We start from the raw sequence: 19400 nt of genomic DNA, 5'->3' as shown, positions 1-19400 counted from the left end.
CCAGATAGAACTGTAACAACATCGTGTATTAACTAATCCTCATCATAAAGTACCCATTACAAGTACAATTGATATAAAATAATCAATAAGATGTTAATTTCATATGAATTATTCTTATGTCCTTATTAACTCCTGAAAACTACAAATAAAGAAACCCGTACAAGACTTTAAAGGTAACCTCTTTGAAGTGTACCCCTTCAGTTGGAGTCGCAAAGGATGCATTACGAAATTTTTGGTGCAATTTATACGAATAAAATAAATCATATGAATGAGTTATATATTTTTTATGATGATTACAGGGTTGAAGTACTTGCCAGGCTGCCCTTTTTCTTATCTGAACTTGTAGAACTATTCACTGCCAATGAGTTTTATGATTTTATAGAAAAGCATGGTGGTAAAAAGATTTACTTAGGTAAACATAAGTCAAAATTAGAAATGAGTTTAAAGATAAGTTTAACAGAATCTCATTACCGAAAACTTTGCTCTCTTGCTGATTCATCTGGCTATATTGAAATTCCAAATAGATGGGGCATATTTAGTTTACTTAGAAAAATAGCGTATGAAAACTCAATAAAAAACGGCATGGCAAACGATGAACTAATCAGAGTGTTTGGCATTAGTCAGCGCACTATATCGACAGCAAGAAAAAGGATAGCCATTTCAAAACAATCATAAGATTGGCTCTTATTAACTTATCTTTTTTTATTCCCTATAACTGACATAACAAAGTCACAACGGAATACAAAGATGATTAAATTTAGATCGCTTATACACGAGCTTCACTCAAGCATTAAGCAAGCCGCTAATGAGGTTGAAGCTCAAGGTATAAAACACATCAATAAGTTTTTTGAAATAGTAGAAATACCCATTGCAAACGTAACCGACCTTGATGATGAGTCGATTCAAAAAGTTAAAACATTTATCGATAGTGATGATACAGAGTCAGCGCTTAACATTCTCAAAAACCACAATGAAAAACTAGCATCTAATAATCAAATACGACGCGTACTTAAGCCCAAAACAATGCAAATGGCCTTCCCAGATAAGGACCATAATGGACCTAAGATCAGCTATGTTGATGTACCTATTATAACTTTGACACCTATCAGCTCACAAAAAATACACGAAGTTAGCATAAAAGCAAACCTAGAAGTAACTGCTAACGATCAAAACGAATTATTTGTCGCATTTCCAAAGCAAACTCAAAGAGGTATTTTTTCTAAATCACAAGAAAGAAGCACTTCTAATGTGGAAATCGAAATAAAACTTCAAGGAGGTGAAACTCCTGAAGGCCTTCAAAAACTTATTGAAGGTTATGAGCGTTCACTTAGGGCGCAAATTCCTGGGTAAAAAATAAACATTAGAAAAAGGATACTATAATGGAAAATTCACTAGTAAGTATGGCTCAACAATTTTCAGGTTTACCAATGAAATCTTTAATTGGTGCTCCTTTAAATGCAGCAGCTGATGCCAATGCAAACATGGCAATTACGCAAACGCAGTTTTTATTAGAAACTTGTTTTCAACCAATCGATGATAAAGATAAAGAAGGAGGTCTACGTAGACCTATTATGGTCAAGCTTGAAATTACTCGTCCTGTTATTAATCAAGATACAGGTGAGTCATCAACGCCTGCAGTCTCTACTTTAAATTTACCCATTTTGACTATTTTACCGTTGAACTCACTTGCCGTTAAAAATGTTGATGTTAGTTTTGAAATGGAAGTGAAAAGCTCTTATTCACACGACACTGAAAAATCAAGTAGTGATAGTAAAGAGGCTAGTGGTAGCTTTGAAGCTGGTTTCAGTTATATGGGGTTTTCTGCCAAAATAGAAGGCTCCGTTAAATCAACTAGCAAGTCATCGTCCTCAGATAAAGAGCACTACGAAAAGTCAAATTCCGCTAAATACACCGTAGCAGTTAATGCTGGGCAGTTGCCACTTCCTGAAGGGGTAACAACAATAATCCAAGCATATACGGCAGCCATTCAGCCTATAATGATCAAAAACCCTAAAAATGAGGATGCAAAAACTGGATAACAACTTATAAGCGCCTTTAGTAAAGGCGCTATTTAAAAAATAGGAACTACTATGGATTTAACTAATACAATTAACTGCCCTCACTGTCAGCATTCTAAAATTATTATTAGTATTGAAGCCTTATGTGCTGGAGATAAGTTTTGCTGCCAATTATGTAACACTGTAATTAGCTTAGCAGCAGAGGATAGAATGCAAGTAAAGTCTGCCAGTGAAAAGTTGCAGTCTAGCTCTGCAATAGGAAACTGTAATAGCGATTATGCTAAGTTTAGTTAATAGTGCCTGCATTTTTATGTGGCTTCTTTTAACCTCTCTCATTTATATACAATTCAATCGTAAAGTTGATCTCAATAGTGAAATCAACTTTTAACCTTTCTATTCAACATCTCAGCAATGCACTACATAACTCATTGAAAATCATATGAGCCACTCCTATACCTCAAATTGTTTATTGTTGCTATTTTTACTTAGCAACTTAATGCAACAACAAAGGTGAAAAATATGAAAACCATTAATATAAAATTAATTAAAGTCATTGTATGCTCATTAAGCTTACTATCACTTAATAGCTACGCGGAATGCATGGTCAGTGAACATGCCATTTTCCCTCAAAAGCAAGGTAGTATTGCTTTATGGCAACAGTTAATCCGAGATTCGGATGATAACGCGCTTGCTCTTTTTTGGGATAAGGGTAATTGCTCTATCTCAAAAGGCCCTCATTATGGTGGGGCAGCGCCAGCTACGGGCGATGGTTCTACATTACATATAACGGTTAAAGATAGCTTTAGAACATGTCACGTGTTTAATCAAAAAGACAGTGAATTAAGAACACTGACAACTTGCAATCCATAGCTGAAACTAAAGGTATTCATCCTAAAAGCTTAACAGTCCAACATAGTGTCTCTTACTTACTCAGCAAAATAAGCGACACTTACAAGCCACCAGCTACATCAATAAAACTACCTGTAGTGAATGAAGCATCACTCGAAGCTAAAAAATAAATTGCAGCAGCAACTTCTTGCGGCTTACCTCCTCTACTAAGTGGTAATTTATATTTTAAATTATCGACTCTATTTGGCTCGCCACCATCACTGTGCATATCTGTGTATATCAATCCCGGACGAACACCATTTACACGAATGTTACGCGCCGCAACTTCTTTAGATAAGCCTATTGTTAATGTGTCTATAGCCCCTTTAGAAGCGGCATAATCTATGTATTCATGAGGAGCACCTGTTTTAGCTGCCCCCGATGAGACATTTACTATGCTCCCACCGCTTTTCATTCTCTTGATTGCCTCACGACTACATAAAAAAGCACTTGTTACGTTAACAGCTAAAATATGATTTATGCGTTCGGCACTCATTTCCAGTAAGGGCATTTGCGGCTGTAATATACCAGCATTATTAACAAGTATATCAAGCTGACCAAAGACTTTATCTATATGCATAAATAAAGCTAAAACGTCAGCCTCTAGTGATACGTCAGCTTGAATTACTTCAGCCTCAACGCCTAATCGCTTTACTTCTTCTGCAACCAACATTGCACTAGCTAAATCAGCTTTATAATTAATGCAAACATCATAACCATGCTTAGCAAAATATAATGCCGTAGCTGCGCCTATACCTCTGCTAGAGCCTGTGATAAGTACAACGGGGGAGCGAGTCATTAAAGCTGTTATTCTTTTAAAGCTGCAACTACTGAAATTTCAACAAGCAGTGCATCACGTGCCATTTTAGCTTCTACGCAGGCACGTGCTGGTGCATAACCCTCGGTTACCCACGCATCCCATACTGCGTTCATATCAGCAAAGTATTCCATGCTCTTTACATAAATAGTCGCGCTAAGCATATGCTCTTTTGAGCTTCCTGCCTCATCAAGCAATGCCTCTACTTTATCGAGCATAGTTTGAGTTTGTTCTTTAATATCTTTTTGTGCGTCGGCGCATACTTGGCCACATAAATACACAGTACCGTTGTGTTTTACTATGCGGCTCATGCGCGCACCTGTTTGTAAGCGTTCTATCGTCATTTTAATTTACTCAATTATTTATATTTAAACGTTCTCTGGGGCATTTATACTTAAATAACTACTACGCTGAGTTTGCTCATCGTAATTAATAACAGCAACGGCACCCGTATTAAAAATTGGCATATTGCCAGGGCTTAATTGATCCACTAAATAACTGACAATAGGCATATGGGCTACAATGAGCCACGTATTGCATTGGGGGTGAGTAGCTATAAGTGTTTCGATGTAATCAGCGGCAATTTGAGGTTTGCCCTCAGGGATTATATCGGATGTGGTTTCGCTAAATTTAAATTCGTTATTTTTAGCAACACCTGCAGCCGTTTGCTGCGCTCGAATGTAAGGACTAACTAACAGTGCATCAGGGTGATGTGTTTTATTGAGCCAAAGACCCATTTTTTCAGCTTCATCATGCCCTGCTTGGGTTAAATTTCTACCTGCATCATCAGCCTGCATGGGTGTTGCTTCGCCGTGGCGCATTATTAGGATTGTTTTCATAAAAAATCAACCAATTAAAGAATATAAAACAGTAGCCAGTTTGCCCGTTTGTCAGCTATATTGACAACATAAACCTATTTATTTCTAAAATAGTTCTTTCATGAGACTCAGGTAAATTTTCAAGCTATATTTCGCTTTCCTGAAGCCATCATCTGTTGTTAACAAGTAAACGCTTAGTTTCAGGAGCATCATTTGAATATCAGCCGCAATGATAACAGAGCATACCGCGCCTTTACACTGGACAATGGTCTAAAAGTACTATTAGTGCAAGATAAAGATTCTACAAAAGCGGCAGCATCAATGGCAGTTAACGCCGGACATTTTGACGACCCTCTTGACAGGCAAGGCCTCGCACACTTTTTAGAGCACATGCTTTTTTTAGGCACTGACCAATACCCAGATTCAGGCAGTTTTAATAATTTTGTTTCGCAAGCTGGCGGCAACACCAATGCATGGACTGGCACTGAGCATACCTGTTACTTTTTTGATATTAACAATCAAGAATTTGAACAAGCACTTACCCAATTTAGCCGCTTTTTTATTGCGCCTCTTTTAAATTCAGCCGAAACAGAAAAAGAACGAAACGCAATTGAAGCCGAGTTTAAACTAAAAATAAAAGATGATGGTCGACGTATTTATCAGGCTCATAAAGAAACAGTAAACCCTGCTCATCCATTTGCTAAATTTTCTGTGGGTAACCTGCAAACCTTAGCTGATAGAGAGCGCTGTATTAGCGACGAGCTACGTGATTTTTTTAATAACTACTACCAAGCTCAGTGGATGACGTTGGTTATATGCGCTAATGAAGAGCTAGATACTCTGCAAAGTTGGACGCAAACTTACTTTAGCGCAATTAACGGCAACAAAAACCTTAAAAAGCCAGAGATCAGTGAGCCACTTTATCGCAAGCAAGACATAGGAAAAATACTCCATATAGAGCCGCATAAGCATATGCAAAAGCTTATTATTAGTTTTGCAATGCCTAATATTGATGACTTTTATCGTCACAAAACAGTAAGTTTTATAGCTCATTTACTTGGCTATGAAGGCGCCGGTTCTCTTTATTCTATTTTAAAAGAACAAGGCTGGATAAACGCACTTTCTGCTGGCGGTGGTATTAATGGCAGTAACTTCAAAGATTTTAATATTAGCTTAGCACTTACCGATGAAGGCATTGAATACTTTGAAGACATTATTGAAATGGTGTTTGAATACATTTGTTTAATTAACGATAACACCGAGCAATTACCGCGCCTATATCAAGATAAAAAAAATCTATTACAAATAGCATTCGATAACCAAGAAAAGTCACGCTTAATTGATTGGGTCAGTAATTTAAGCATTAATATGCAGCATTACGATGAAGCAAACTACGTGCAAGGCGACTATTTAATGGAAGGCTTTAAAAAAGCGACCCACGAAATGGCCATGCAGTGGTTAACGCCACATAATATGCGCATCGTACTTATACATCCAGATGTAGAGCCTGAACATAAAACGGCATGGTACAACACACCATATAAAGTAGAGCATGTTTCACCTAGCTGGCTTGATGCCCTTAGCGAGATAAATAAGCCGTTGAGCGAAATGCTGCTGCCTACCGCTAATCCCTATTTAACAAAAGAAGTGGTGCTATTTGATGTCATAAAACCACAAACAAAACCCGAGTTATTAGTAAAAGAGCCTGGTTTTGACTTTTGGTTTAAACAAGACAACACTTTTCGCGTAGCTAAAGGTCATTTTTATTTGGCCATGGATTCTGATTTTGCCGTAAAAGACGTAAAACATATGGCGCTCACCCGCTTATTTACTGATTTATTTATGGATAGTGTGGGCGAACAATTTTATCCAGCGGAGCTTGCAGGGCTCAGCTACCACTTAACCTCACATCAAGGTGGGTTAACGTTACATACCGCTGGGCTTTCATCGAGCCAGCTAGAACTTGTTGATCAATTAATTGATGCACTCTTTAATGTAGAAATTTGTGCAAAGCGCTTTGCCGAGTATAAAAAGCAACTTGTAAGGCATTGGCGCAATAGCAACCAAAACAAACCAGTCAGTGAGTTATTTAGCATTTTAGGCGCAAAAATAATGCCTTGGAACCCACAACCTGGGGAACTTGCAACAGCGTTAAAAAACACCTGTTTTCAGCAATTTAATGAGTTCAGAAATGACTTTTTTAAAGCGCTTCACGTTGAGTCGTTTTTGCATGGTAATTGGCAGCAAAGTGATGCAATAGCTTTTCAAAAAAAGGTCGCTGATCATTTAAAAAGCGCAACTATAATTGAAGACTTAAGACGCCCTCTTTTTGAAATTAAAAAAGTAACTCGCTATGAGTTAGAGCTTCCTTGTAGCGACCATGCAATGGTTATTTACTATCAAGCACAAACGGATTGCGTAGCCGAAAAAGTAAAAATGATGGCGCTTAATCATTTAATTAATCAAGATTACTTTAATGAATTGCGCACTACACAACAGCTAGGTTATTTAGTTGGCGCAGGTTATGCGCCTTTTAATACGCGTGCTGGTATTGCCTTTTATGTGCAGTCACCTAAGTTCGATGCAAAAACACTATTGCACCGCCACAACCACTTTATTAAAAATTATCTTGATAACATTGATGCGCTTGATGAAAACGATTGGCAACAGCAAAAGCATGGCCTAAGTACACATATTGCAGAAAAAGATAAAAACCTGCGCCTGCGCTCACAAAGGTTATGGCTTGCTATTGGTAACAGAGATCATGAATTTCATATGCAGCAGCGACTTTTAGATGCACTAAATGCACTAACACTAAAAGAAGTTAAAATTTATGCACTAAGCCTATTTGATGATAATAGACCAAGATATGAGCTTTTAAGCTCGGCAAAAGTCACTAAATCTCAAAATATGCCCGTTTACTCTCAATCTCTTTGACACTAGGTTTAGCTTGTTTTAAATTATCATTTGTAAATTAGAAGTAATAAAAAAATGATAAAAATAATAATAAAACTAAGCATGCTTGTAGTACTTGCTTACTCATTTGAGCTTTTTGCCTTTGAGTCTTCATTTAATTACAACTCCGACAATATACTCATACTAGCAAGCGCCATCATAGCGCTTGCTTTACCCTACCTGCTATTTGTCATATTTAAGCTAAGGCGTTCACGCAGTCAACTTTGCCTTTCTGAAAAACGCCTTAAAAGTACTGTAGAAGGTAGCGGCGATACTCTATGGGATTGGAACATAAAAACAGGCGAAGTCATTCGTATTAACGATAAGTACCTAATGGATTCAACTACATTAATGGGGTTTCCGCCAAATAAAGGCCTTATTCACCCTCACGATATTAATAACGTTGAGCACTTGTTAAAAGTACACTTTGCAGAGCAGTCTGCTTTTTTTGAAGCCACCTACCGAATCAAAGATACATTTGGTCGTTGGCACTGGGTGCTCGATCGCGGAAAAATAATTGAAAAAGACGCTAACTTATCACCTCTTAGAATGACAGGTACCGTTCGCGATATATCACAGTTAAAATCGACTGAGGAGCGCTTAAACCTTTTTGCTAAGTGTGTTGAATCGCTCACCGACGCCTTAGCAATTTACGATAAAAACTTTAAACTGGTTGATATAAACCCCAGCTTTTTAACCTTATTTGGTGGCGTACGCGAGCAATACTTAGAGAAAGATTTCAATCTATCTGGGTATGAGCCAAGCTATACAAACAAAATTATTGAAATAGTAAAAGAGCGCGAACATATTCAACAAGAAGTGAAGCTTCGTAATAGTGAGCGTGTTTTATTGCCTATAGAAATTTCGATAGATGAAATTAAAAACGATCAAAATCAAATAACCAACTACGTAGTGGTTTATTCCGATTTAACAGAGCGTAAAAAAGCCGAATCGCAGCTGCATAATCTATCAAACCGAGATCGCACAACGAGCCTTCCTAACCGAAATTTATTTTTTACTGACTTACAAAAGCTTGTAAAGCTCAACTCGCACCACGCCTTGCTTGTGTTCGATTTAGATAACTTTAAAAAAATAAATGACTCGTTAGGACATCAGCTAGGTGATAGCTTATTAGCTAAACTAGCGATGCGCTTAAATAAACTAACCCGCGAAAATGATGTGTTTTATCGTTTAGGGGGCGATGAGTTTGCCCTTGTAATGTCTGACACTAACGACATACATGTAATTACACGCATGGCAAAACAGTTTTTAGCAGCTATTGCTACACCATTTAAAATGGCTGGCCACGAACTGGCAATTACCTCAAGTGTAGGCATTGTATTGTTCCCAGAAGACGGTAATACGCCTGAACTACTCTTAAAAAATGCAGATACCGCAATGTATCATGCTAAAAAGAAAGGTAATAGTTACCTATTTTTTAACGACACAATGAACCGCCAAGCAGTAAAACGCCTGCAAATAGAAAACCTTATGCGCTTTGGCTTAAAAGAAGATCATTTTGAAGTGTACTACCAACCAAAAATGAATATTCACACAGGCAAGCTAACCGGAATGGAAGCGTTAGTGCGCTTTATTACGCCTAAAAAAGGTATTATTAGCCCAGGCGTATTTATACCCATTGCCGAGGAAACAGGCCAAATAATTGAAATTGGTGAAGTGGTATTAAACAAAGCCTGCCGAGACGTAAAAGAATGGCTAGATAGCGGTTTATTTAGTGGTCGAGTAGCCGTTAACTTATCAGCAAAGCAATTTAGCCTCCCCGATTTAACCTCTCGTATTGACGTTATTTTGCAAAAAAACGAATTACCTTCTTACTTTTTAGAGCTTGAAATAACAGAAGGTACCGTAATGGACGACCCTAAAGAAGCCATTGCTATTATGCGTTCGTTAAGTGCCCGAGGTATTCATTTGGCAATGGATGATTTTGGTACGGGTTATTCTTCGTTAGCGTATTTAAAGCAATTTCCGCTTAATACACTAAAAGTAGATAAAGCATTTATAGATGATATGACCAACGAACGTGGGCGTAACATGGTCGACTCAATAGTTACTATTGCGCATAACCTTGATTTGCATGTAGTTGCAGAAGGCGTTGAGCAGGCTCATCAAATTGATATACTTAAAAAGCTAAACTGCGAAACAGTACAAGGTTATTATTATTCTAAACCACTTTCAAAAAGTGAGTTTACTGAATTTTTAAAACGCCAACAGACTAAAGCAGCTCCAAGCTTAATTAGAGCAAATAAAAAAGTGGCGTCAATAAATTAGGGGCGCCATATACATGCGTTTATACCTACATTTCTTACTAAAGCACGACGATAATGTAGATTAAACAAGCACCAAGCCACAGGCCCAAGTAAACCGCCTAAAATAAGCCATCGCTTAATTGGCATACCTTTTTTAATGGCTTCTAAATACATTAAAGCTATAAAAGCGCTGCTTAGTAAAACTATAAACAAGACTAAACCTCATAATTGCTCAAAAATACGGCGCTTATTCTAACGCCAACGTGATTAAATTTAAAGCAACAAATCCTCCGCGCACAAAAAAGCCGAACCTGTTAAACACAGATTCGGCTTTTAAAATTATAATTTACGCGTTACTTTTCAGCACGACCCATAAATTTATGCTCAACCGTATTAATACGGATACGGTCACCTGTTGAAATATGCTCTGGCACAGAAATATTTAAGCCAGTAGACATACGTGCAGGTTTTGAACGAGCACTTGCAGAAGCACCTTTAATAGATGGGTCTGTTTCTTCAACAACAAGCTCAACACTTGACGGTAAATCAAGCCCTACTGGCGCGCCATCAATAACAATTACGTGTACGCCTTGCGTTTCTTCATTAACAAATAAAATTTCTTCGCTAATAGCATCTTTGCTTAAGTTATAAGGCGTGTAATCTTCATTATCCATGAACACATACTCGTCACCATCAATGTACGATAGCATTACTTCACGGCGCGTTAAATCGGCAAGCGTTAGCATGTCACTGTCTTTGAATGTTTCGTCAACTTTACCACCGGTTACCACATCGTATAAACGCATACGATATAAACTACCACCAGCACGACCTTGCGGCACAGAGCGCACAATATCTTTTACAACTAAAACGCGGCCATTAAAATCAATGGCAGTACCCTTTTTTACATCACTCGCCTTTGGCATCGGTGAATTCCTATTATTTTTTTGATTGCGAGAAACATACCACGAACTGAGGAATCTTCAATAGAAACAAAACAACTTAGTGATACTTTTTAAAAATATGTGGTTCAGCGCCGCTAATAGCGGCACTGAACACACTAAGCATCAACTTAAAAGCGTACTTTTATTCCTGCTGATAACTCACTTACATCATTTTTTGATACTTTATAATAAGTATACTTTAGTAATAATTCAGTCTGCTTATAAACCGAATAACCTAAAGCGGCACCTATATAAGGTTTCGTAGCGTGTTCTTTATACTCTAAGCGAACACCATCCGTGATGCTACTTTGTATTTTATACTGATGACGGTAAGCGCCTAAAAATACCTTTGTGCTTAAAGATTCAGCAAGCATATGTCGGTAACCAACTTCAGCTGCCACCCCTTTAGGTAACACCGGTACAAAGCGTGAATAATCTTGATGTAATTTATCTGCATCAGCTTTTACTGTTTGGGCAGTTAAATCGGCTCGACCTTCACCTAAATCAATATATCTTATAGCGACTTCCCAATTGGGTGACAGGTCATAATAAGCGCCAATTGACCAACTAGTATCAGTATCATCTATAGAAACTAAATTAGCCTTGTTGTCTTTAGTTACTAAAGAATGTTTTGCTTCAGACTCACCTAGCGTGGCCTCAAACGACCATGGATCAGCCATTGCACTGGTGCTAATTAAACAACTGGTCGTTACTATTGCAAAGCTTGGAAACATTGATCTTCTACGACTAATAACAAGTACTGAAATCAGTAATAAACCCCAACCTCCCATGCTTCCTCCTGATGATTTATTATTGATGGCCACTGATTTAACAGCGCTAACCGTCACTTTTACTTGTGCTGTAGATTTTGCACCTTTGCTATCTTTTATTGTGTAATCAATAATATCAACACCGTCAAAGCCGCTTTTAGGTGTGTATTGTAAAGTGCCGTTAATATTAATTGTTACTGTGCCCTGAGCCGCAACTGCATTAACAACAAATAATTCATCACCATCAATATCTGAATCATTACGAAGTACATCTATTTCAATCGATGTATTATCCGTGGTTGCTGCCGAATCAAAAACAGCTGTTGGTGCATTGTTTATAACTAAGTTAACTTTAACTTGGCTGTTTGATGTGCCCCCTTTACCATCACTAATACTATATTCAATAATCGCAACACCAACAAATCCAGCTGGTGGGGTATACAGTAACTGCTCATCAACAATACTTACATCACCAAAATCAGCCGTCGCGCCGCTTAAAATAAGTGTATCGCCGTCTATATCTGTATCATTTTTTAATACATCAATAGTCGTTGACTCCCCTACACCAATTGTTATCTCATCTTGATTAGCCTCAGGAAGCTGGTTCGATGTGCGAACAATTGCAACACCACCAGGGTCGACTATTGAGCGATTTTCTTTGCCATCGTCATCATTAGGGCCACCATCAACAATTTGTAACTGCACACACCAAGCGCCTTCAGTAAGCCCTTGCGTCCACTCACTGCTTCTTGGTGGAGGGCAATAGCCAGGTTCACCCGCTGTAGAGAGTAATTGGTTGTCACCTGATGTATCAAAATCAATCCACTGTCCCTCTTTTAATTTTCTGTAAACAGAGTTTTGTGAGATTGGTTTTCTTTGCGGTATTACTATGCTGTAAGTATCTCCAGCATTAGGCAAACCTGTTGCGATAAAATCAAATAGTCCGCCTGTATTTACCGCGCCTTCATCTTCAGGTAATTCACTATCAAGCAACTGAACACCGCCCGTTGCATTTTGTGAAACTGTAACCCCTTTTCTAACGCAAACGCCTGGCTCGCCTTCTACTAAGAACTTGTTACTGTCTTTAACTTGTTCTTGCATGACATTACATTCACTGATTGCATCTAAATAATCAGGAATGCCATCACCGTCACTATCACTGTAACCTTCTTGCGAATCTGGAATAAGATCACCATCTGAATCCTCCGTTCCTAGCGCCTCAAGTGAAGTTAACACTTCAACGTAAACATCTTTTGTTGTTGAGAGACTTGGCTCGCCAGAGTCTTGCGCTGTTACTGTTATTTTATAGATTCCAGGAGTTAGTGATTGTGTTGAAAAAACAAATTCGTTTTCATTTGTGCTTGTATTAAGCAGCTTATTACTCTCTGAGACCCAATCTAGCGTTATGCTATCGTCTGGGTTTGCATCCTGAGCCACACCTTTAATCGTGACAGGATCATTACCTATGGTAACAAGTGATCTTTGTTGAGAACCTTGTGTAATACTGGTACTAATAGTAGGTGCTACATTATTTTCAACAATAGTGATTGTTGTTGAAGACTTCGCACCTAAATTCAGTGTATCTGCCAGTGTAATTACAACGGTTTCATTGCCTTCCGTTTCGGAGTCTGCATAGGTTGTAAAATTAACTTGTCCCTGCATGCCACTGTTAATCACTAACTCTGACGACACTAAATCATGATCAGAGCTATCAGCAGTACCCGATACTTCATAGGCAATTGTTACTGGATAACTTGGTGCTTCACCATTTAAAAACACATTAAAGCTATGTGTTTTATTCTCAGTAATTTCGCTATTTTTACTAAGCGAAATAAGCGGACTCACGTTTACATTTTGCGTTGCGATTGCTTCAAGCCCGCTGCTGTCTACTGCTTTCCAGTAAACTAAATGCTTACCTGGCGCATACAACAAACTTGGGTTAACTAATGCAACCGCTAATATATTACCTTCTTTGTCCGTTGCCGAAGGGACACCTAACTTGACCTTAGTAAACAACCCTTTTGCATTAACATCAATATCAGCCGGCGTTTCGATGGTTGGCACATTGTCTGCTTGATTATTTAACGTTAATGTTGCTGTTGTTCTACTCGTTTCTTTATCAGGGTCTTCAATCAAATAGTTAATTTGAATAGCCCCTTTAGTGCTTGCTTGAGCCTGATAAATCAGCGAGCCATTTTCAATTCGCACCGACCCCACGCTTGCGTTGGCGCTAACAATAACTAATTCATCGTCATCAACATCGGTATCATTAACTAGTACATCAAGTGGGTAGCTATTATCAGCGTTGCTATTTAGTGAGTAGCTATCTGGATTGGCAATTGGCGCATCATTAATAGAAGCTACCGTAAAGTTCACCGTGGCAATAGCAGATTTTTCCTTTGTATCATCTGCAAGATAATTAAAACTATCAGAGCCAAAGTAGTTCGCATTAGGTGTATAAGTGAATGTATTGGCTTGTTTGGTTAATGTACCAAATTGAGGCTGCGACACAGCGCTAATTGTCAACGTATCTGAGTCTACATCCGTAATATCAGGGGAAAAACTGATATTAGAATCTTCATCAAGCTCTAAACTTAAGCTAGCAGCAACCGGAGCACTATTTGTTGATATCACTTCTAAATTAAAAGGTGGCAAGCTTGCTTGCTCGCTACCGTTACTAACAGTAATGGCGATATTAGGATAAAGCCCTATGTTAGTTTTAGCAGGAATACCGAATAAATTACCTGTTGCAGTATTAAAACTCGCCCAACTTGGCTTATTAGCAATACTAAACGTCAGTGCTTTATTTTGTGGATCCGTTGCTGTTGGTGTAAAGCTATAAGCCTCACCTTGGTTTACTTTTGTTACTGGTGCGCCACTGATTTCAGGGTTAGTTGGTTTAGGCGCTTCAGTTACGGTAATAGCAAATGATTTTTTAAAGGTCGCAGCACTATCGTTTGTCTGTATACAAACAGTGTAAATACCCAGTGGCAATGCTGTTTTTGTTTCTAACGTACTGCCATTGATTTGGAAAGAACTATTGCCTGTGCTTGTGGTACAACTACCCGTTGCAGCTGATGTTGATGGAACTAGCGAGTAAGTATGACTGCTCGAATCAGCATCCGTAGTCGTTAATACTCCAATATCAGCACCGGCCCCCACAACTGATTCACTAATCGTAGAGCTTGAAAGGTTGATATCAGTAGGTGCATTATTTTCGCCCACTACTTTAACTATAGAAGAGCCAAAACTGCCAATTGCTCTATTAGCGCCGCCATTAGCGGTACCACCACTGTCTTTTATAGATGTAAGCGTAACAACTCTATTATCGGTGGTTGGCGACTCACTGGTATTTTTATATTTTAAAAACGGCACATAGTTTTGCCATACCGCAGGTGTATCTGTAGCGGTAACCGTTACTGTTGCTGTTGAACCACTTAACGTAACTACATAGCTAAAGTTAACGGCTCCCGAATAAGTACCCGATGCATTATGCTCTAAGTTGATCAGATCGGTGCCAAATTGAAGGAACTCATCACCAGCATTTTTTACATTAGTTACTATTAATGATATTTGTTCAATATCTTGCCCACTCTCAACCGTACTAATAGAAGCTGAAGAGAAAATCCCCACTGCTGAGCCATTTTCTGTAAAGGTTGGATTAGCCCCCACTGCTGATACTGTCGGCGCGTCGTTAACCGAGGTAATAGTAACTGACGCCTGATTAGTGCCTGTGCTGTCTACCACGCCATCATTAAATATATAGTCAAGCACGGTTGCATTTAAAGGCACATCCGAGTTATTGGCGTAGGTAATGGCTTGCGCAACAGAATCTACAATTGCAGAAGTCGCATTACCATTAAATGTTAGCGTTAAAGTGCCTGCTGAGTTTGTGGTAACAGTCCCTACATTATTAGCATTATAACTAAATGTATTACCTTCAGTTAACGCACCTAATAACCCAGAATGACCAAATACATCTTGAGTTGATGCTCCACCGTTTCTACGAATGGTTAAACTCGCATTATTATAATCCCCAGCATTGCTGTTAAGTGCATCAAGCTCAACATCTGCAATGGTCATATCACTATCGATGATCTCAGCACTGCCATTTTCTATAAATGTAGCGCCGCCGTTAAGCGAGCTAAATGTAGGTGCTGAGTTTGCTGAAACAAATGTAATGAGCGTCTCAGGGCCACTATCAGCAACCGTAAAGGCTAAATCATTGCCAGACGCATTAGTAAGTGAAAGAGTCAGTTCAGAAATATTAAAATCAGTGGCGTTGGTATCTACTTCTAATGTACTTGCGCCATTAAAACGCACGTTACTGGCTGAAAGCCCTGTGATACCAGTAATTGTAATAGTATCGCCGGAAGATAGATCAGTGATTGTGTCGCCAGATAACTGTGATGTACTGCCTACAAAATTATCATTTCCTGCGTTACCTGTTAGCGTATCTGTACCTGCGCCTGGGCGTAAAGTATCAGCGCCTGAACCGCCTTTGAGTATATCAGCACCATTAAAGTTTGATGAGGTCATTGTTAAAATGTCGGTGCTAAATGCACTTGCATCTAAAGTCACTGCGGCGGTAATTGCACTGCCACTCGCATTAGAAAAAGATACAACGCCAGCATTAGCATTAAAATTATCGGTTAAGGTGATAGTCGTGTTGCTATTAGTGCCTATTGCCAGATTTTCAATACCCGATACGGTAGTGCCAGTAAAATTAAAGGCGCCACCATCCATGAGTTTTAGCGTATCAGCACCAGCGGATCCTGTAATGGCAGTATTAAAATCATTAATATTATTAACATCAATAGCGACTATTGCTGAAGAGGCTAGGCTCAACGTTCCAATATTAAAAAATGAACCAGAAGTTACATCAGCACCATCAGAAACCAATACTTTATCAGTTTGACTCGCATCACCGGTCAGTGTGCCTGAAAATGTACTTGAGCCAATATCAAACGTTATTGCATCTGTTGAAGAGTTAGCTGTTACATTATCCGTACCATTACTCACAGTAACCGTTCGTGTATTGGTAGTATCATCACCGATGACATAAGACTCAACGGAAGAATACGTGGTCAAATTACCATCACCACTAATAATAATGGTTTCAGCGCCGGGCGCCGTAATTGTGCCACCAAACGCATTATGTTGACTGGTAGTCATGTTAACTGAAGCACCTGATGCCAAGGCCAGGTTATTAATGTTACTTATAGTACCTGCAGATATATTGGCACCATTGCTTAAACTCAGTGTATCTGCAACAGTATTATCACCTATCATGGTGCCAGTAAATGTAAGTGAACCTAAATCAAACGTAATTGCATCAGTCGCTGAGGTTGCAGTCACAGAATGACTCGCACTAGTTACAGTAACCGAGCGCGTATTCGTAGTGTCGTCATTTAAGATATAACTTTCTATCGCCGATACCGTGCCTACATTTCCATCACCTGAAACGGATATAGTCTCATTTCCGCTACCTGATACTGTGCCAGAAAAACTAGAAAGTTGCGATGCATCTACGGTCACTGTGCCACCAGCAGCAACTGATAAATTCTCAAAACCACTGACTGTCGCACTTGATATATTACCGCCGTTGGTAACAACCAATGTGTCTGTGCCACTTCCACCAGCTAAAGTACCCGTTGCACTCAGTGCATTGACATTAACCGTGTCGTCGCCACTACTACCCGTTAAATTCTGTGATGCACTGCCTAATGTAAATGTATTGGCCGCTGACAGCACATACGTTTCAACAGCGCTATTACCCGTTAAACCATCAGTCGCTGTGCTTATGGTAATTTGCTCAGTGCCTGCGCCTGTAATTGTAGTAAACGCATCATGCTGCGCTTCTGTCGTCGTGACGGATGCGCCACTGCTTAATGTTAAATACTCAAACGCGCTTATTGTGGCATTACTGATATCAGCACCGGTGCTCATTTGCAGCACATCTGTATCGCCGCCACCAGCAAGCGCACCTGTAACGCTCAAGCCAGCAATATTAACGGTATCAGCACTACTGCTTCCGGTAACACTTTGCGCACCACTTGATAGGGTAATATTAAAAGCAGCATTTAAAACATACGTTTCTATGTCTGCATCTGCAATTACGCTGCTATCCCCATCGGCACTTGCCAAAGTAAATGTATTTGTTCCAGCGCCATTTATCGTTGTAAACCCATCGTGTTGCGACTCGCTGAGTGTTAACGAACCGTCATTATAGGTAGAGAGGGTCTCAAAGGAGATAAAACTGGTAAATTGCGTCAAATCACTGCCATCTATAACAATGATTTCATCTGTACCATTGCCACCTTGAGCTGTAGACCCTGTAATATGGCTTGCTGAAGATACGGTTAAAGTCTCATTGTCGCTGCTAAAGCTAATAGCAGGACTTAAATTTGTACCATCGAGGGTACTAAAACCTGCCGCTGAAGAGCTCGCCGCTGTAAGGTTAGCCACTGAAATTGTCGCGGTACGGCTAATACTGTTTTCAGTGCCATCATTAATCACAACAGACACTGTCCGCGAAGTTGTGTTGGGCGACGAACTGGTATTGTTATACGTGATTGCTTTAAGGAAAGTGGCAACGTCAGCCGTTGTTGCAGAAGCACCTGTAATTGAAATAGTATCTTGTAAGGTAATATCGGATGCACCACTAATACCACCCAGTGCATTTTGTGCGGCAGCTGAAACACTTAGCCCTTCAGATACACCATCTTGATCATTTGTTAATGCAACGGTTATTGTTGTTATTGTATCGCCATCACTATCAGCGGCACTAGCATCGGGCGCAATATTTACAGCACCACTACCTTCAGTAAACGACACTGAACTACCTGTACCTGCCAGCACGCCATTTAAATCAACAACCGGGGCGAAATTTGATGCAACAGCATCATCAACCACAATATCAACAATCGCAAAGCGGCCGTCATACTTAATTGAATCACCAGGGTTATTATGTGGAAACTCTATCGTTACGGCATCAACATCTTGCCAAAGTGCATTAGTAAAGTGAGATGAACGACTCAGTGTAAATATATTGCTTACTCCTGCATTAGCAGGAGTAATAGTAACGGTTACAGTTGAGGTACCATCAGAATAACCCGTTAACTTAATAAAGTGATTGCCCGTCGTCTCTGTGTCCTGATTAAACTTTATCGCATCAAAACTAAAGTTTTCTCCACCACTGGTATAAAACTTAACGCCTCTGCTTGGTTCATTGGTAAATGTACCATTTAGCATAGTGTCAGAAATAGTGCCTAGGCCATTATAAATGGCCCAATCGTTAAATCCCGTAAAAGCACTCGCCTCACCTGCATCTAATATAAAAGTTAAATCCCCTGCGGTGTCTAATATTACATTACTCACTCCATTTGAGCCATCTCTAACATCGCTAAGGCTTGCACCTGAGCCTGCGGTGTAATCAATCGTCTTCTGTGCTGCCAATACCGCATGAGAAGACAAGGTAAGGACAGATAAACCTGCGGCTGCACATGCCGAAGCTATTTTATTTAACTTCATTATTATTTCCTATAAGTAAGTTAGCCGTAATAATTTGCACACAGAGGGAGCATATAATTTCTATAAAGCGTTTAATTATATTTTTGTTAAACAGTGAGTGCTTTCGAATGCCCCTGAGTAAATTTTCAACTCGAAAAGCAGTATAAGTGTTGGTTTGAATAGAAGCTGAATTCAATAACCTCTGGCTTGTTTTTTGCGCGTTTACTCTTCGTAATATGTTACAAATTATAAAACCAATTAATGTAAGCCCTGATATACCTTTATTAATTAAAGATGTATTGATGGTTTCAAGTGCAGGGATAATTAAATCCAACTTCATGATATTCCTTACTAAACTAAAATTATTATCTATAAAAAAGCATACGTTATGTAAAATATGCTAACTAAACT

The 19400-nt window shown here is 39.1% G+C and carries 14 protein-coding genes; 7 read left to right on the top strand and 7 right to left on the bottom strand.

What is annotated here, in order from left to right; genetic code table 11:
* Positions 1 to 216 precede the first annotated feature (216 nt).
* From PX700_RS16615 to PX700_RS16595, 5 genes are all read left to right on the top strand, one after another.
* Positions 217 to 675: a hypothetical protein gene (locus PX700_RS16615; protein WP_479521321.1), complete on the top strand. Its 459-nt coding sequence runs from the start codon at positions 217 to 219 to the stop codon at positions 673 to 675.
* A gap of 72 nt (positions 676 to 747) precedes the next feature.
* A complete protein-coding gene (locus tag PX700_RS16610; protein ID WP_479521320.1) occupies positions 748 to 1350 on the top strand; it encodes a DUF2589 domain-containing protein in 603 nt (200 codons plus the stop codon).
* Between the two features lie 29 nt (positions 1351 to 1379).
* A complete protein-coding gene (locus PX700_RS16605) occupies positions 1380 to 2039 on the top strand; it encodes a DUF2589 domain-containing protein (RefSeq protein ID WP_479521319.1) in 660 nt (219 codons plus the stop codon).
* Between the two features lie 51 nt (positions 2040 to 2090).
* Complete coding sequence (locus PX700_RS16600) at positions 2091 to 2312, top strand: hypothetical protein (protein WP_479521318.1); 222 nt, start codon at positions 2091 to 2093, stop codon at positions 2310 to 2312.
* A 225-nt stretch (positions 2313 to 2537) separates the two neighbouring features.
* Positions 2538 to 2888, top strand: a complete 351-nt coding sequence (locus PX700_RS16595) for a hypothetical protein (protein WP_479521317.1) — start codon at positions 2538 to 2540, stop codon at positions 2886 to 2888.
* Between the two features lie 79 nt (positions 2889 to 2967).
* On the opposite strand, the gene PX700_RS16590 is transcribed toward PX700_RS16595, so the two are convergent.
* The 3 genes from PX700_RS16590 to sixA are packed head-to-tail and all read right to left on the bottom strand — an operon-like array spanning position 2968 to position 4562.
* Positions 2968 to 3705 carry an SDR family oxidoreductase gene (locus PX700_RS16590; RefSeq protein WP_479521316.1) on the bottom strand — a complete coding sequence of 246 codons (738 nt, stop codon included), beginning with the start codon at positions 3703 to 3705 and terminating at the stop codon, positions 2968 to 2970.
* Positions 3706 to 3713: 8 nt separating this feature from the next.
* Positions 3714 to 4067 carry a RidA family protein gene (locus PX700_RS16585; protein ID WP_024591642.1) on the bottom strand — a complete coding sequence of 118 codons (354 nt, stop codon included), beginning with the start codon at positions 4065 to 4067 and terminating at the stop codon, positions 3714 to 3716.
* 24 nt (positions 4068 to 4091) lie between these two features.
* Positions 4092 to 4562, bottom strand: a complete 471-nt coding sequence (sixA, locus tag PX700_RS16580) for a phosphohistidine phosphatase SixA (protein ID WP_166419186.1) — start codon at positions 4560 to 4562, stop codon at positions 4092 to 4094.
* A gap of 192 nt (positions 4563 to 4754) precedes the next feature.
* Here sixA and PX700_RS16575 point away from each other — a divergent pair, with 192 nt between their 5' ends.
* Both PX700_RS16575 and PX700_RS16570 read left to right on the top strand, forming a co-directional pair.
* Positions 4755 to 7478 carry an insulinase family protein gene (locus PX700_RS16575; protein ID WP_479521315.1) on the top strand — a complete coding sequence of 908 codons (2724 nt, stop codon included), beginning with the start codon at positions 4755 to 4757 and terminating at the stop codon, positions 7476 to 7478.
* 54 nt (positions 7479 to 7532) lie between these two features.
* On the top strand, positions 7533 to 9785 hold the full coding sequence (locus PX700_RS16570; protein ID WP_479521314.1) for a sensor domain-containing protein: 2253 nt from the start codon (positions 7533 to 7535) through the stop codon (positions 9783 to 9785).
* On the opposite strand, the gene PX700_RS16565 is transcribed toward PX700_RS16570, so the two are convergent.
* From PX700_RS16565 to PX700_RS16550, 4 genes are all read right to left on the bottom strand, one after another.
* Positions 9782 to 9976: a hypothetical protein gene (locus tag PX700_RS16565; RefSeq protein WP_007580601.1), complete on the bottom strand. Its 195-nt coding sequence runs from the start codon at positions 9974 to 9976 to the stop codon at positions 9782 to 9784. The two genes, PX700_RS16570 and PX700_RS16565, sit on opposite strands and share 4 nt — an antisense overlap.
* Positions 9977 to 10116: 140 nt before the next feature.
* Positions 10117 to 10689, bottom strand: coding sequence for an elongation factor P-like protein EfpL (efpL, locus tag PX700_RS16560; protein WP_007580599.1), 573 nt, complete (start codon positions 10687 to 10689; stop codon positions 10117 to 10119).
* 146 nt (positions 10690 to 10835) lie between these two features.
* Entirely contained in the window at positions 10836 to 19010 is an 8175-nt protein-coding gene (locus PX700_RS16555; protein ID WP_479521313.1) for an Ig-like domain-containing protein, read from the bottom strand.
* A complete protein-coding gene (locus PX700_RS16550; protein ID WP_415637708.1) occupies positions 18997 to 19329 on the bottom strand; it encodes a hypothetical protein in 333 nt (110 codons plus the stop codon). Before PX700_RS16550 ends, PX700_RS16555 begins: the two co-directional genes overlap by 14 nt.
* Positions 19330 to 19400: the final 71 nt, after the last annotated feature.

The sequence above is a fragment of the Pseudoalteromonas sp. TP27 genome, assembly GCF_056470645.1.
This window is presented reverse-complemented; position numbering and strand designations above follow the sequence as displayed.